The sequence below is a fragment of the Kitasatospora sp. NPDC059827 genome (assembly GCF_042731675.1).
In the GTDB taxonomy this organism is placed as follows: Bacteria; Actinomycetota; Actinomycetes; order Streptomycetales; family Streptomycetaceae; genus Kitasatospora.
Genome location: NZ_JBHWIV010000011.1, coordinates 35905 through 49484, shown reverse-complemented (window position 1 = coordinate 49484; position 13580 = coordinate 35905). Strand labels below are relative to the sequence as shown.

At 72.9% G+C, this 13580-nt stretch carries 9 protein-coding genes; 2 read left to right on the top strand and 7 right to left on the bottom strand.

Annotation, left to right across the window (positions count from 1 at the left end; genetic code table 11):
* Window positions 1-63: 63 nt before the first annotated feature.
* The 4 genes from ACFV8H_RS09625 to ACFV8H_RS09610 all read right to left on the bottom strand — a co-directional run bounded on the left by ACFV8H_RS09625 (window position 64) and on the right by ACFV8H_RS09610 (window position 8070).
* Entirely contained in the window at window positions 64-5004 is a 4941-nt protein-coding gene (locus tag ACFV8H_RS09625; protein ID WP_380397986.1) for a glycosyl hydrolase family 18 protein, read from the bottom strand.
* A 178-nt stretch (window positions 5005-5182) separates the two neighbouring features.
* Complete coding sequence (locus ACFV8H_RS09620) at window positions 5183-5791, bottom strand: GNAT family N-acetyltransferase (RefSeq protein WP_380397984.1); 609 nt, start codon at window positions 5789-5791, stop codon at window positions 5183-5185.
* A gap of 104 nt (window positions 5792-5895) precedes the next feature.
* On the bottom strand, window positions 5896-6549 hold the full coding sequence (locus ACFV8H_RS09615) for a TNT domain-containing protein (RefSeq protein WP_380397982.1): 654 nt from the start codon (window positions 6547-6549) through the stop codon (window positions 5896-5898).
* 207 nt (window positions 6550-6756) lie between these two features.
* A complete protein-coding gene (locus ACFV8H_RS09610; RefSeq protein ID WP_380397980.1) occupies window positions 6757-8070 on the bottom strand; it encodes a geranylgeranyl reductase family protein in 1314 nt (437 codons plus the stop codon).
* Between the two features lie 298 nt (window positions 8071-8368).
* Here ACFV8H_RS09610 and ACFV8H_RS09605 point away from each other — a divergent pair, with 298 nt between their 5' ends.
* The gene (locus ACFV8H_RS09605) at window positions 8369-8776 is read left to right on the top strand and encodes a hypothetical protein (RefSeq protein WP_380397979.1); all 408 of its coding nucleotides are present in this window, start codon (window positions 8369-8371) and stop codon (window positions 8774-8776) included.
* Window positions 8777-9001: 225 nt separating this feature from the next.
* Here the strand turns inward: ACFV8H_RS09605 and ACFV8H_RS09600 are convergent, their stop codons facing one another.
* From ACFV8H_RS09600 to ACFV8H_RS09590, 3 genes are all read right to left on the bottom strand, one after another.
* Window positions 9002-10111, bottom strand: a complete 1110-nt coding sequence (locus ACFV8H_RS09600; RefSeq protein ID WP_380397977.1) for a calcium:proton antiporter — start codon at window positions 10109-10111, stop codon at window positions 9002-9004.
* Between the two features lie 91 nt (window positions 10112-10202).
* On the bottom strand, window positions 10203-11708 hold the full coding sequence (locus ACFV8H_RS09595; RefSeq protein WP_380397975.1) for a serine/threonine-protein kinase: 1506 nt from the start codon (window positions 11706-11708) through the stop codon (window positions 10203-10205).
* Window positions 11705-12466: a serine/threonine protein kinase gene (locus ACFV8H_RS09590; RefSeq protein WP_380397973.1), complete on the bottom strand. Its 762-nt coding sequence runs from the start codon at window positions 12464-12466 to the stop codon at window positions 11705-11707. Before ACFV8H_RS09590 ends, ACFV8H_RS09595 begins: the two co-directional genes overlap by 4 nt.
* A 511-nt stretch (window positions 12467-12977) precedes the next feature.
* On the opposite strand from ACFV8H_RS09590, the gene ACFV8H_RS09585 reads away from it, so the two are divergent.
* Window positions 12978-13385 carry a hypothetical protein gene (locus ACFV8H_RS09585; RefSeq protein ID WP_380397971.1) on the top strand — a complete coding sequence of 136 codons (408 nt, stop codon included), beginning with the start codon at window positions 12978-12980 and terminating at the stop codon, window positions 13383-13385.
* Window positions 13386-13580 lie beyond the last annotated feature (195 nt).

Genomic DNA, 13580 nt, shown 5'->3' with positions numbered 1-13580 from the left:
TCCGGCACCCTCCGGTCGGGGTCCGAGGCGGTCAGGGGGTGGGGCGATCAGGGGGCGGGGCGGTCAGGGGGTGGGGCCGAGCTTCTGCCAGGCGTCGCTCCTGCCGGGCTCGTCCGTGGCCTTGTTCCACCACTTGGCGCGCCAGTAGGAGCCGTTCCACGACACCGTCGAGGCCCAGGCCCCGTCGGTGTCCCCCGCGATGATCTTCGTGCTGGAGGCGGTGGCGCTGTTGGCGGGTGCGGCGAGGTAGGCCGGCACCTTCCACCAGTCGTCGTTCCCGCCGACGAAGCCGCCCAGTGCGTAGGCGGCGCCGTGCACGGGGCCGCCGGGGGCCCACGAGTCCAGCATCGGCTTGCCCGCGGTGGCCTGGTCCGTGCTGAGCCGCACCAGGCGCCACCACTGGTCGACCTTGCCGTCACAGTCCCGCACGGTGAGGGTGCCCCTGGCCGTGGTGGCGCCGAGGCACTGGTCGTGGCCGCTGGTACCGGACTTGATGTGGTACCACCCCTGGGAGTCCTCGCTCACCGTCCACAGCTGGTTGGCGTTGCCGGCCTGCTTCATCGACAGGTGGGCGTCGGCCCAACTCCCGGGGTGGTCGAGGACGTTGCCGCTGTTGCGGTCCTCGATGATCCACTTGTCACCGGTCTGCCAGAACGCGAACGACGGGTTCGGGTTGTAGGCGTGCGCCTGCCACGGCGCGGCCTGACACTGGGAGCCGGACGCCGGGGCGGGCGGGTCGACCGTCGTCACGGCGCGGCGCCGGTCACCCGTCGAACCGAACTCCGTCCCGCCGATCCTGAACGTCACGTTCGCCGGCCCGGTGACGGGCAGGTAGTACTTGACGTCGATGTCCTTCGACTTGCCGGCCGGAACGTCCTCGCAGTAGCCGAGCTTGATCGTCACCCGGTGGAAGTCGCCCTTCAAGCCCCCCGCGTTCGGACCGCTGTGGCCGGGGGTGATGCCGCCCATCACCTTCCAGGCGCCGTCCTTCACCACCGGCGTGGTGGAGGTGGGGAGGTCGAAGGAGATCTCCGTGCCCTGGGCGAGGGCGACCTTGGACCGGTTGGTGATCCGCAGTTTCGGCTGGATCGGCCACATGTCCGCCACTGCCGTGGGGAAGTCCACCAGCTCGGCCTTGACGTCGATCACCTGGGAGGGGAGGGACTTGCCGCCGCCGGTGGCGTTGCCGGAGGCCCCCGCGCCCTTGAGGGCGTTGTCGAGCCGGGTGGTCAGGTCGTAGCCCATCCCCCACTCGCCGTTCGCGCGCTTGGTGTAGTCACCGGCGAGCTCCCAGATCATCGCCCCGCCGATGCCCTTGTCCGCGATGTACTTCGCCTTCGCGTCGACGGACTTCTCGTTCTCCGTCGACAGGAACACCTTCCTGGAGTCGTTCCACAGCCACGACGACTGGAGCGGGTCGGAGTACTTCTCCGCGTACGTACCGGTCGCCTTCCCCGCGTCGGTGCCGGGGTCGACGCCGTAGGCCTTCAGGTAGCCGGGGGTACGGCCCTCCTGGAGGTTCCTGGTGTGCCACAGCGGGTTCGACCCGGCCCCGACCTCGCGGCCGTCCTCCGTGTCGTGCCACACGTTGTCGATGCCGGTCGCGCCCAGTCCGCAGTCCTGGCCCTTGGCCGGCCCCCGGCCGCCCACGCCCCGCGGGCACTTGGACTGGTCGGGCATGGCGGAGGTGCCCCACAGGCCGTCCGTACCGCCCTGCACGTTCTGCCAGCCGCGTGAGTAGAACGGGATGCCGAGGTTGATCCGCCCGGGCGGCAGGGCACCGCGGTAGTAGTGGTAGGCCCAGTCGACGTTGAAGTACCCGTTCTTCCCGTAGTCCTTGGTGTCGGCGCGCTGGTCGTCGTAGATCCCGGCGTCCGCCAGCTCGTTGTCGCGGCCGTCGTCGTACAGCGGGGCCTGCGGGCCGACGTACTTGTTCCACGAGCCGTGCAGGTCGTAGCTCATGACGTTGACGAAGTCCTGGTACTGGAGCGCCTGGCCGGCGTCCAGCCCGCGCACGAGGTAGCCGGAGGCGGACCCGGCCGAGGTCAGCAGGTAGTAGCGGCCCTTGTCCGCACCGGCCCGGTCCAGCTTCGCCCGCAAGGCCTTCATCAGCGCGGTGTAGCCCTGTTGCAGCCCCTTGCGCCGCGGATCGGACACGTCCCAGTCCAGCGGGTTGCCCGTACTGGGCAGGGCGCCGGGGTACTCGTAGTCGATGTCGACACCGTTGAACCCGTACCGGTCCAGGAACTCCGTCACGGAGTCGGCGAACGTGTCGATCCCCGCCTGGTTGACCGAGCCGTCCGCGTTGGTCGCCATCGCGTAGAAGCCGCGCGTGTCCGCCCAGCCGCCGACCGAGATCAGCGTCTTCACCGCCGGGTGCTTCTTCTTGTACGTGTTCAGCAGGTTGAAGTGCCCCTTGTACGGCAGCGACGGATCCATCGCGTTCCGGTCCCCCTCCCACGTCATGCCCGTGGCCGGGTTCTTCGGGTCGTTCACGTCGCCGACGCTGATGCGGTCGCCCTCCACCTTGGCGAAGGCGTAGTTGACGTGCGTCACCTTCGACCAGGGGATGTTCGACACCAGGTACGCCGGATCGCCCTTCGCCCCGGAGCGCCACCCGGTGAAGTAGCCCACCGCGCGCCGGGAACGGCCGTTGCCGACCCACTCCCGGCCGCTGCCGTCGTAGACGTCGCAGTAGCGGGCCGACACACCGTCCGTGGGCGTCATCCCCTCCGGCCGGCAGTCACCGGCGGACGCGGGTTTCGTCCCCCGGTCGTCCGCGGAGTCGTCGAAGGGGGCTCCCGCGGAGCCCGGCCCCCCGGGATCACCGGTGCCGGTGCCGCCCTCCAGGTGCCACCGCTGCTCGAAGGCCCCGGTGCACCTCCAGAAGGCCAGGGCCCTGTCCTCGCCCTGGTCGGTCAGGCAGCCGCCGTCCGAGGTGACGAGCTGGTAGGTCTGCCCGCCCAGCGCGTCGAGCCGCCAGCGCTGGTTCGCACCACCGCCGTCCCGCTGGAGCGCGGTGTAGTAGCTGGTGCCGTCCACGGTCTGCGACCGGTTGCCGTTGGCGTCCAGGACCTGGCCGGGGTCGAGGGCCGTGCGGATCGCGAACCGGCCGTCGTCCTGGCGGTCCAGGTTCCACTTCTGCGCCTGGTTCCCCTTCCCGCCCAGGGCCTTGACCTTGGTGCCGCTGGCGGGATTCGCCTGGTCGACGTCGGCGACCCGGCCGGTGCCGTCGTTGACCAGCGAGACGCCGGCCGCCGAGGGCGGGGGCGTGCTCGTCGGGCCGCCCTTGTCGTCCGCCCGCGGGATCTTCGTCATGCCGGTGGTGTCGCCCGCGGCGAAGATCGTGCCCGCCAGGACGCCCCAGCGCAGCGCATCGGCGGTGAAGACGAGGTCGCTGTCCGGGCCGCCGGCCACGACGAATCCCCTGGTCCACTGGTTCCCGCGGAAGAAGGCGGCGAAGGCCATGTCGGGGCCCTCCGACTGCGGCCAGCGGACGGCCGCGTTGATCCCGTCGGTCCAGCCGGCCTTGGCCAGGGCCTTGAAGTTGTCTCCGATGGGCTTGGGCCCGTTGAGCACGCGGTCGGTGGAGCTGCCGATGTTGACTTCCAGCGACACGTAGGTGTCGCCCTTGAAGAGGAAGACCTGGTTCTTCGTCACCGACAGGGCCGAGTCGACCCCCTGGGTGAAGGGCTTGGTGCCGTCACTGCCGGCCAGGCTGTGCCACCCGTCCGCGATCGTCGTCGCCACCTTGGTGACCTTGGCGTTCCCGTCGGAGTCCAACCGCATCCGCATGTACTGGTCCCCGCGGAACAGCATCACCTCGTCCGGGTCCTCCGGCAGGGTGAAGGCCGCGTCGAAGCCGTTCGCGAAGGGCGTGCCCGCCAGGACCGGCCACAGGTGGGAGACGGTGTCCTCCTTCCCTCCGGCCAGGACGGCGTTGTCGGCGGCGTCCTTGATGCGGGCGACGAACGGCCCCTGGAGGAGGTACATGTCGCGGCCGGTGCTGAAACTCGCATTCACCAGCGGGCGGCCGCACCCGGGCGCGCCGTCGCTCGACCGCGGGATCCGGCAGATCGGACCCCCCGTCCGGACCTGGAGGACGGCCAGCCCGACGGCGGCCGCGTTGGCGGCGAACCAGGAGTTGCCCGGGTCCTGGTTGGCGTCCCACAGGTCGCTGCTCCGCGCGTTCCAGGTCTGGATCTGGGGTTCGAACTGCGCGATGCGGGCCGGGATCCCGCTGCGCAGCGCCGCCCCGATGGCGTCCCTGACATTGCGGAACCGGGTGCCCTCGGCCAGGGCTTCGACGAGGACCATCAGAGCGCTGCGCAACCACGGTGTCTGCTGAGCGACGTTCACCGCATTCCGCCGATTGAAGGTGACGCTCTCCAGGACTCCGACGGCGCGCGTCAGCGTATCGGCGTCGATGTTCACCCAGCGGTTCTCGAAGGTGAAGGGGTTGTCCCGGTTGGCGCTCTCATTCCTGAGGTCGCCGTACTCCACACCGATGTCGTTGAGGTAGACGTACCTGCCGTCCCCCAGAGCTCGCTGCTGCTGGTTGAACCACGTGTCGCGGGCGACCCTGGACGTGCCGACGCCGTCGTCGCGCATGCGGTAGACCGTCCACACTCCGGCCCGGATGGTGTAGAAGCCGCAGATGTAGAGGTCGTTCGGCGCGATGATCAGCCCGGTCTCCATACCCACTGGCTGATCCCGGTTCGGGTGGACCAGATCGAAGAGGTTGACCGTCACGGGGGTGGCATTGTCGAGCGTGACGTTGTAGTCGCCGCGGTACGGACGGGTGAAGTTGCGCTGGAGGTCCCCGATGAAGTTCAGGTAGCGCTGGGACGGGTCGTCCTGGGCCGCGTGCGCCGGCCCGTTCGCCCCGATCGGCAGGAGGAGGATCGCCAGCAGGACCAGCAGGACCCGGCGCAGCCCCTCGGCCCGGCGTCGGGGCGGCGATCCCCCCGCCGCCGGACCGGGGACGGTCGTTCGCAACCGCAACATGTCGCTCCAGAGGATCGGTGACATTACTGCGGCGGAACCTACGGAGCACCGGTAGACAGGCGATGGACGCCCCGGCGGAGGCGGGGGGCGGGCGCGGGTCGGCGGAGACCGGGGCGGGCCGGGGCGGGCCGGGGCAGGCCGGGGCGGCCCGTCACCCGGTTGTCCGGCCCCGGGTTCAGCCGAGGGTGACCGGCGGGTCGGTGGCCAGGCGGGCATGCAGGTGCTCGTCGTTGTACGGGCCGTCGCCGTAGCGGTAGGAGCCCCGCAGGGTGCCCTCGTACGGGAAGCCGGCCCGGGCGGCGACCCGGCAGGAGGAGTCGTTGCCGACGGCGTGGTAGAGCTCGATGCGGCGCACCCCGGCGGTGCGCACGCCCCAGTCGGTGATGGCGGTGGTGGCGAGGGTGGCCAGGCCGCGGCCGCGGGCGGCGGCGAGCAGCCAGTAGCCGACCATGGCGACGCCCTCGCCCTGGTCCGTCCAGAGCAGCACGACGTTGCCGCACAGCCGGCCGTCGGCGCGGTCGGTGACGGCGAAGCAGGCGGTGCTGCCGTCGGCCCAGCGCTGGTCGGCGCGGTCGAGGTAGGCCTCGGCGCCGGCCGGGTGGGTGGCGTCGTGCAGGGGGTTCCAGCGGGCGATCTCCGTGTCGGCTGCGGCCGCCGTCACGGCGGCGACGGTGCCGCCGGGCAGGTCGAGGGCGCGGCCCCATGGGCGCAGCAGGAAGGCGCCCAGGTCGAGGACCTCGGGCTGGAAGGGGCGCCGGTCGGTCGCCAGGTCACTGGTGGTCACCCCGCCTTCCTACCTCCCGCCGCGCCGCGCCCGCCAGTGATTAATCCGGCGGTGGCCGGTCCGGCCGGCGCGGGCGTACGGGGACGCAGTGGTGCGGAGTCCGGTCAGATCCGGGCGAGGTAGCCGTTCTCCACGAGCCAGAGCACGTTCAGCTTCGCCGGGCCGCTGGGGACGAGGGCGGCGTCGAGCTGGTACTGGAGGCCCCAGCCGGGCTGGTTGAACCAGGGGGCGATCGGGCCGGCGTGCACCTTGAACGGCTTGACGACCTTGTAGTCGTGGTAGTTGCAGCCGGCCGCCGGGGTGCTGTCGAGGCTCTGCGGGGGGATCGCGCGGTTGGCGTAGGGCAGGCCCTCGGGGGCGAGGAAGGAGCCGTACTCGCTGCCGTAGCGGTCGATGTTCTGGTTCGGGTACAGGGTGAGGTCGAACTCGACCGGGCTGCCGTCGGGGAGGGTGACGTAGCCGTCGGACGGCGGGTAGATCCAGCCGCCCTTGCCGCCGTTGGCGGTCGGGTCGTAGTACTTGGTCAGGAAGTCCTGCTCGCCGGCGCCGCCGGTGCGCTGGTAGCCGAGGAGTTGGCGGCCGACCGGGCCGGTGGTCGGGAGGTCCTCGGGGCCGAGGCGGGAGTCGCCGTCGAAGAACGCCGCGGAGCACTGGTCGGACGGGGTGGCCGCCCTGGTGTCGGCGGCGGCGGCGGGAATGCTCACGGCGGTCAGGGCGGCGGCCGCGGCGAGGGGCGCGACGAGCAGGCGAAGGCGCACGGTGTCTCCGTCGAACGAGGATCGGTGGGAGAGGAGCCGCGGAGGGCATTGCGCTCACCCTCCGTGGCCGGTTCGCCACCAGGCAAGCGGATTCACTGATCATTCGTCAACACGACTTGGCCGAAGACCGACCGGATTCCCCGGTTTCGGCCAAGCCCGGGACGCCGGGCCGCTCACTCGGAAGGATGAGCGGCCCGGCCGCCGGCCTCACCGCCCCGGGGCGACCCGCCCGAGCAGGTGGAGCAGCCGGTCCAGGGCGTCCTTGGAGTCGGGCTCGGTCAGGTTGACCATCAGCCGGAACGCCACCTTCAACAGCGCCGGGTGGCCCAGCCCGGCGGCTCCGGCCGCGCCGAGCAGCCGGGGCCGCCCGAGCAGGTCGGCGGCCAGCCGACCGAGCGCGAAGTAGCCCGCGTAGGCGGAGCGGAGCTTCTGCGGGTAGGCGCGCAGGGCGAGTTCACGGCCGCGGTCGGTGCGGCGGGCGTGCGCCTGGACGACGGTCTCGGCGGCGTAGCGGCCGGACTCCATCGCGTAGGCGATGCCCTCCCCGGTGCCGGGGCTGACCGTGCCGCCGGCGTCGCCGATCAGCAACAGGCCGTCGGCGTAGTGGGGTTGGCGGTTGAGGCCCATCGGCAGGGCGGAGCCGCGGATCGGCTCGGTGACGGCTTCGGGGTGGTAGCCGTAGCCGGGCGGCAGGTCGGCGCACCAGCGCCGCAGCAGCTCGCGCCAGTCCAGGTCGGTCTTCGCGGTGTCGAGGACGCCGAGGCCGACGTTGGCGGTGCCGTCGCCCATGCCGAACACCCAGGCGTAGCCGGGCAGCAGTCGGTGGGCCGGGTCGTCGGGGTGGCGCAGGTCGAGCCAGGCCTCCAGGTAACGGTCCTGGTGGCGCGGGGTGGTGAAGTAGGTGCGGTAGGCCACGCCCATCGCGCGGTCGGTGCGCCGGTAGCGCTTCATCGCGACGGACAGCCGGGTGGAGTTGCCGTCGGCGGCGACCACGAGCGGGGCGCGGTACTCGACGGGTCGGCGCTCCTCGCCCACCTTGGCGCTGACGCCGGTGATCCGGCCGGACCGCTGGTCCGTCAACGGCCCGGCCACGTTGGCCCGTTCGATCAGCCGGGCACCGGCCGCGGCGGCCCGGCGGGCGAGCAGCTCGTCGAAGTCGGCACGGCGGCGCACGAGTCCGTGGCCGGGGAAGGCGGAGAGCTCGGGCCAGTCGAACTCCAGCGAGCGGTGCCCGGAGATCAGCCGCAGGCCCTTGTTGTGCAGCCAGCCGGCCTCCTCGGAGACGTCGATGCCCATGTCGACCAGCTGTTTGACGGCACGCGGGGTGAGGCCGTCGCCGCAGACCTTCTCGCGCGGGAAGGCGGACTTCTCCAGCAGCAGGACGTCCAGGCCGGTGCGGGCGAGGTGGTAGGCGGCGGTGGAACCGGCCGGTCCGGCGCCGACCACGATGACGTCGGCACTGTCCTCGGTCGGGGCGGGCCGCTGCCGCTCCGCTCGCAGCTGCTGCTCTGGGCCGGGCATCGAGCACTCCCCCTGGGGTCGGATCGGCTGCTGGCTCGACCGGTGGCTGACGCGATCGGCCGCACGCGCAACGGAATCGGCGGGCTGGACGGTTCCAGACGGACGATAGAGAACCAGGCCCACCGCCCGCCGCCATGACACGCGGACCCGGCTCGCGAACCGGCCATTACCGGCCACCCGGCCGCCGTCGCGATCCGGCGAGCTGCCGGAGAACCCGGACGTCAGCAACCCCAAGCAGAAGGTCTTCAAAGTCGACTGCGGCGGGCAGACCCCGGCCCCGACCGGCAAGCCGACCGCCGTGCCGAGCACCAGCCCGTCGCACACCCCGGCGCCGTCGCACTCGGCCACCGCTCCGGCCACCGAGCCCGCGAAGACCCCCGCGCCGACCACTCCGGGCGCCGAGGTCCCGAGCGGCGCCCCGAGCGGCGGCCCGAGCACCGTGCCGAGCGCCGGCCCGTCCACCCCGCCGACCGCCACCGTCCCGGTGCACCCCGGGGACGGCAGCAAGGTCAGCCCGAGCCGGCCGCTGGTCGTGCCGGCCAAGGTCAGCGTCCCGACCCCGATCCCGGGCGCGGCCGCCGACGGCAAGAAGCCGGCCACCACCGGTAGCGACGGCACCCTGCTGTACGCCCGCGCCGGCACCGCCCTGCTGGTCGCCGGCGCGGGCGCGGTGGTCTCCACCCGCCGTCGCCGCACCTCCGCCTGAGGCACCCCGGTACGCCGGTCCCCGGGGGTCCGAGCCCTCCGGGCGGCCGCGGTGCCGCGTCCGAGCCGCGGCACCGAAGCGCCCGGCCCGTCGACGTCCGTCGGCGGGCCGGAGTTCGTCCCTGATCAGGGGCGGGGACGACGGAAGCCCCTGACCGCACGGGGGGACGTGCCAGGGGCTTCCGTTCATCTCCACGGCCACAGGGGCCTCAGTGGTTCACTCCCGTCACGGATTCACCGCCAGCACCACGAACTCCGCCAGCACTCCCAGGTGCAGCGCGCCCTGGAGCAGGGTCGCCCGGCGCGGGATGACGGTCAGGGTGCCGAGCACGACCGTCAGGGTCAGCAACACCAGGTGCGAGGGTTCGAGGCCGAGGACGAGCGGGCCGGAGAGCCAGACCGAGGCGATCGCGACCGCCGGGATGGTCAGGCCGATGCTGGCGAGCGCCGAGCCGAGGGCCAGGTTGAGGCTGGTCTGCACCCGGTTGCGCACGGCCGAGCGCAGCGCCGCGATGGTCTCCGGCAGCAGCACCATCAGGGCGATCACCACGCCGACCACGGCGTGCGGCAGTCCGGCGCTCTCCACCGCGGACTCGATGGTCGGCGAGACGCCCTTGGCCAGGCCGACCACCGAGACCAGCGAGACGGCGAGCAGCAGCATGCTCGTCCCGGCGGCGCGGACGGTGGGCGGGGTCGCGTGGTCCTCCTCGTCCTCCTCCCGGCGGACCTTGCCCTCCGGGGTGACGGGCAGGAAGTAGTCCCGGTGCCGCAGGGTCTGGGTGGTCACGAACAGCCCGTACACCACCAGCGAGGCGATGGCCGCGTAGGTCAGCTGGGTGGTGGAGAACTGCGGGCCCGGGGTGCTGGTGGTGAAGGTCGGCAGCACCATGCTGAGCGTGGCCAGGGTGGCGATGCAGGCGAGCGCGGTGCCGGTGCCCTCGGCGTTGAAGACGGCGGTGCGGTACTTGACCGCGGCCACGATGATGGACAGGCCCATGATCCCGTTGCAGGTGATCATCACGGCGGCGAACACGGTGTCCCGGGCGAGGGTCGAGGACTTGTCCCCGCCGTCGGCCATCAGCGTCACGATCAGCGCGACCTCGATCACCGTGACGGCGACCGCGAGCACCAGCGATCCGAACGGCTCCCCGGTCCAGTGCGCGATCACCTCGGCGTGGTGCACGGCGGCCAGCACCGCCCCCACCAGGAACACGGCGACGACGCCGACCACCCAGCCGGGCAGGTCCTCGTGCCAGGTGAGGGCGAGGACGACGAACGCCGCCACCGGGACGACGACGGTCCACTGCGCGGAGGCCGCGCGGAGCTTCGTGATCATGCGCCCGAGGATCCCAGACCGGAGGCCGGTCGCCCGGGTGCCCGCGCCGGGATACGGGTGGATGTGGCACAACTCATCCCGATACGTCCGCTCACCCGCCGTAGTCGGCGAGGTACCGAAGCACCTTGTCGACGTGCGGCCGGACCCGCTCCGGAACACCCCCGGCGGCCGTCACGGTCTTGTCGCTGGTCCGGTAGGCGGCGGCGACCAGCGCGGGCAGGTCGCGGGTGAAGCCCTGCCGCTTGAGCTGCTGGTCGAGCCAGCAGACGTAGTTGCCCATCGCGGCGATCGCGTCGCCCGGGTCCAGGTAGGACTTCGGCCCGGGGTGGCTGGCGGCCTTGGCCCAGGCCTCGAAGACCGCGGGCGTCCACATCGCGATGCCGTACTCGCCGGTCTCCGGGCGGGCCGCGTTCGGGTCGAAGCCGCTCTCCGCCTTGAGCATGGCGGCCAGCAGGACGGGGGTGACCTCCGGCTCCGGGCAGCGCCGGGCGGCGTCCTCGACCATGCCCCGGTAGGCGAGCGGGACGTCGGAGCCGGCCGGGATCGCCCCGGGCAGCGGTGCGGCGCGGTGGCCGCCCGGCCCGCCCCGGCCGACCGGCTCGGGGCCGCCGGTGAGCGCGAGCAGGACGGCCGTGCAGGCCAGCACGCCGAGGCCGGCCCGCAGCACCCGGCGGCGGGCGGCCGGCCGGGCGCCGGCCCGGGCCACCAGGGCGGCCAGGTCGGTGCGGGCGCGCTCCTCCCGGTCCGGGGCCAGGCAGGCCGCCACCACGGGCCGCCAGCGGGCGGGCAGTGCCTGGTCCGGCCGCAGCGGGGCCGCGCCGCGCGCGTACGCCTGGGCGGCGAGCGAGCGGGCCCGGGCGGTGGCGCCGAGGAAGGGGTGCAGCCCGCCGGTGAGCAGCTGGTGGGCGATCACCCCGAAGGCCCAGACGTCGGCGCTGGGGCGCACCGCGACCCCGCGCGCGCCGGTGCGCTCGGACCACCATTCGGGCGGGACGTGGTCGGGTGAGCCGAGCGGCGGGGCGTAGGCGTGGGTGCCCTCCAGCTCGGCGGTCAGGCCGAAGTCGGCGATCTTGGCGGTGCCGTCGGGCATCAGCAGGATGTTGGCCGGTTTGAGGTCCCCGTGCACCCAGCCGGCCCGGTGCATGTGGGTCAGTCCGGCGCACACCTCGGCGAGGATCCGCTCGGCACCGGGGACGGCCCGGCCGGGGCGCGCGGTGGCGAGCAGGTCCTGGAGGCTGCGGGCGGCGCGTTCCATCACCAGCGCGACGGCGCCGTCCAGTTCGGGGCGGCCGGGGTCGTCGACGGTGACCACGGCGAGGGTGCGGATCAGGTGGGGGTGGTCGGCGCGGCGGCTGAACCGCAGTTCCCCGGCGGCCATCTGGGCCGCCGTACGGCGCTGGCCGGGGCTGGAGCGGGCCGGTCCGAGCAGCTTGACGGCGGCCGGGGTGCCGTCCGGGCCCTCGGCGGCGTAGACGCTGCCCCAGGCGCCCGCGCCGAGGAAGGCGCCGGTGCGGTAGCCGGCCAGGAGGTAGCCCGGGGGGACCTCGAAGGGCGGCCGTGAACCGGGGGGTGGCCCCGGTGGGTCGGCCGGGGTCACGGCCGGGTGGCCGGGCGCCGGGGCGGCAGCAGCGAGAGGTGCTCCTCCCGGACGAGGTCGAAGCGCAGGGCCAGGGCGACCAGTTCCTCGCGCTTGCCCCCGGCCGGGCCCTCCTCGTAGGGCTCGCGCAGCCGCAGTTTGGCGCCGACCAGGTAGTCGATGTGGTAGTTCACCGCCGAGCGGGTCAGCCCGTGGCAGGTGGGCAGGGCGCGCAGCCGGGCCAGCACCTCGGTCGCCCCGGGGACGGCGGCGGCGGAGGGCGAGCGCAGCCGGGGTTCGCAGAGCGCGAGCAGCACCAGGAAGTACTTGGCGGTCGGGTCCAGGGCGAAGGGGCTGACGGTGCGTTCGCCGTCCGCGCCGGCGGAGTGGCCGTCCAGGTAGGAGTGCTGCGGGGCGAAGACCTTGAAGGCGGCGGGCTCGCCGAGGGCGGGCAGCAGGACCCGGGAGAGTTCGAAGGGGACGGGTGCGCCGAGCCGGCCGGGGGCGACCTTGACGTGCTCCCCCGCCCCTTCGAGGTTCTCCACCACGTAGGTGGCGGTGGTGGAGAAGTTGGACAGCAGCCAGTAGTCCTCGGCGGCGACCACTTCGCCGGCCCGGCGGGAGACGCCCTGGTCGGGCAGCGGGATGGGGACGGGCCGGGCGGGCTCGCCGCGGCCGAACACCGCGGTCTCACCGGGGCCCATCCGCAGCAGTGCGGGCGCCGTGCCGGGCGCCGACTCCGGCCTCTGGCCGGGTAGTTGCACGATGACCGTGGCCACGCCGCCACCTCCGTGGGATCGGTTCGATGGTATCCGTCCGATTCGCCCCGGAGGCAAGGCACTTACCCGGACGGGTGAAGGGGCCCGAACGAAGGGCGGGGCGGGCCGGGGCCCGGACGATCGCTTTCGATAAAAGGGTGGTTCAAGGCCTGGTCAAAGCGGCGGACCCGGAGTACGGGGAACCGGGCCCCGGACCGTTCCGACCCTCCCCCGCCGCACCGACGGGACTCCTCCCGGCCTCCCGCCACCCCGAGCGGGACCCCGGCCGCGGGCGCGATCGGCCACGAACCCTTGCAGGTCGGGAACTTGGCGAAAGCCGTGGGCGCTGCGGACCGACTGATCATCCGTCAGGACGCGACTTGTCCGTGTGCTGAACATCCGGCGAACGATTGCAGCCAGTAGTTGAACCGTCACCATGGGTGTGACGCAACGCACACTTGCCGATCTCATGATGTGTGCAAGACTCATCTCAAGAAGTGAGATTCCCTTTATTTCCAAGGAGGTTCGTATCATGCGCACTCGGATTGCAGCCGTGATGATGACGGTGGCAGGGATCGCCGGGCTGTCGGCCGCCCCCGCCGTGGCCGCCACGGCGACGTCCGAGGCCGGCACCGCGGCCTGCGCCACGGTGCTCAACCGCCCCTGCATCACGCACCAGGCCGACGGTGAAGGCATCGTCGGCATCGCCCAGGTCAACGCGGACCCCACCCAGTTGACGATGGTTCAGGTAGAGGTGCGCACCCAGCAGGCCTGGGGCAGCCCGTGGGAGACGGTCGCCAGTGCGACGACCGTCCGACTCGGCTCCGCCCAGGCCGTCACCCCCAAGGTCACCGCCACCGCCCCCCGCATCATCTGCGCCACCGCCGGCCCGGCGCTGGACGCCGCCAAGCAGGTGACCACCTGTACCAACCCGTTCTGATCCGGCGCGCTCCGCTCCGGCCGGCCGGACCCCGATCGGCCGCCGGAGGGGCGCCGCCAGGAAGGACACCTCCGTAAGACAGGGCAGCCCGGACCTCCGGGCGCCGGGAGCCGGGGCCTTCGGGCCCCGGCTCCTCGGGCTTCCCGGACTTCCCGGCCTTTCCCGCCCCCTCGGGCGGCCCGGGTGGCCCGGATG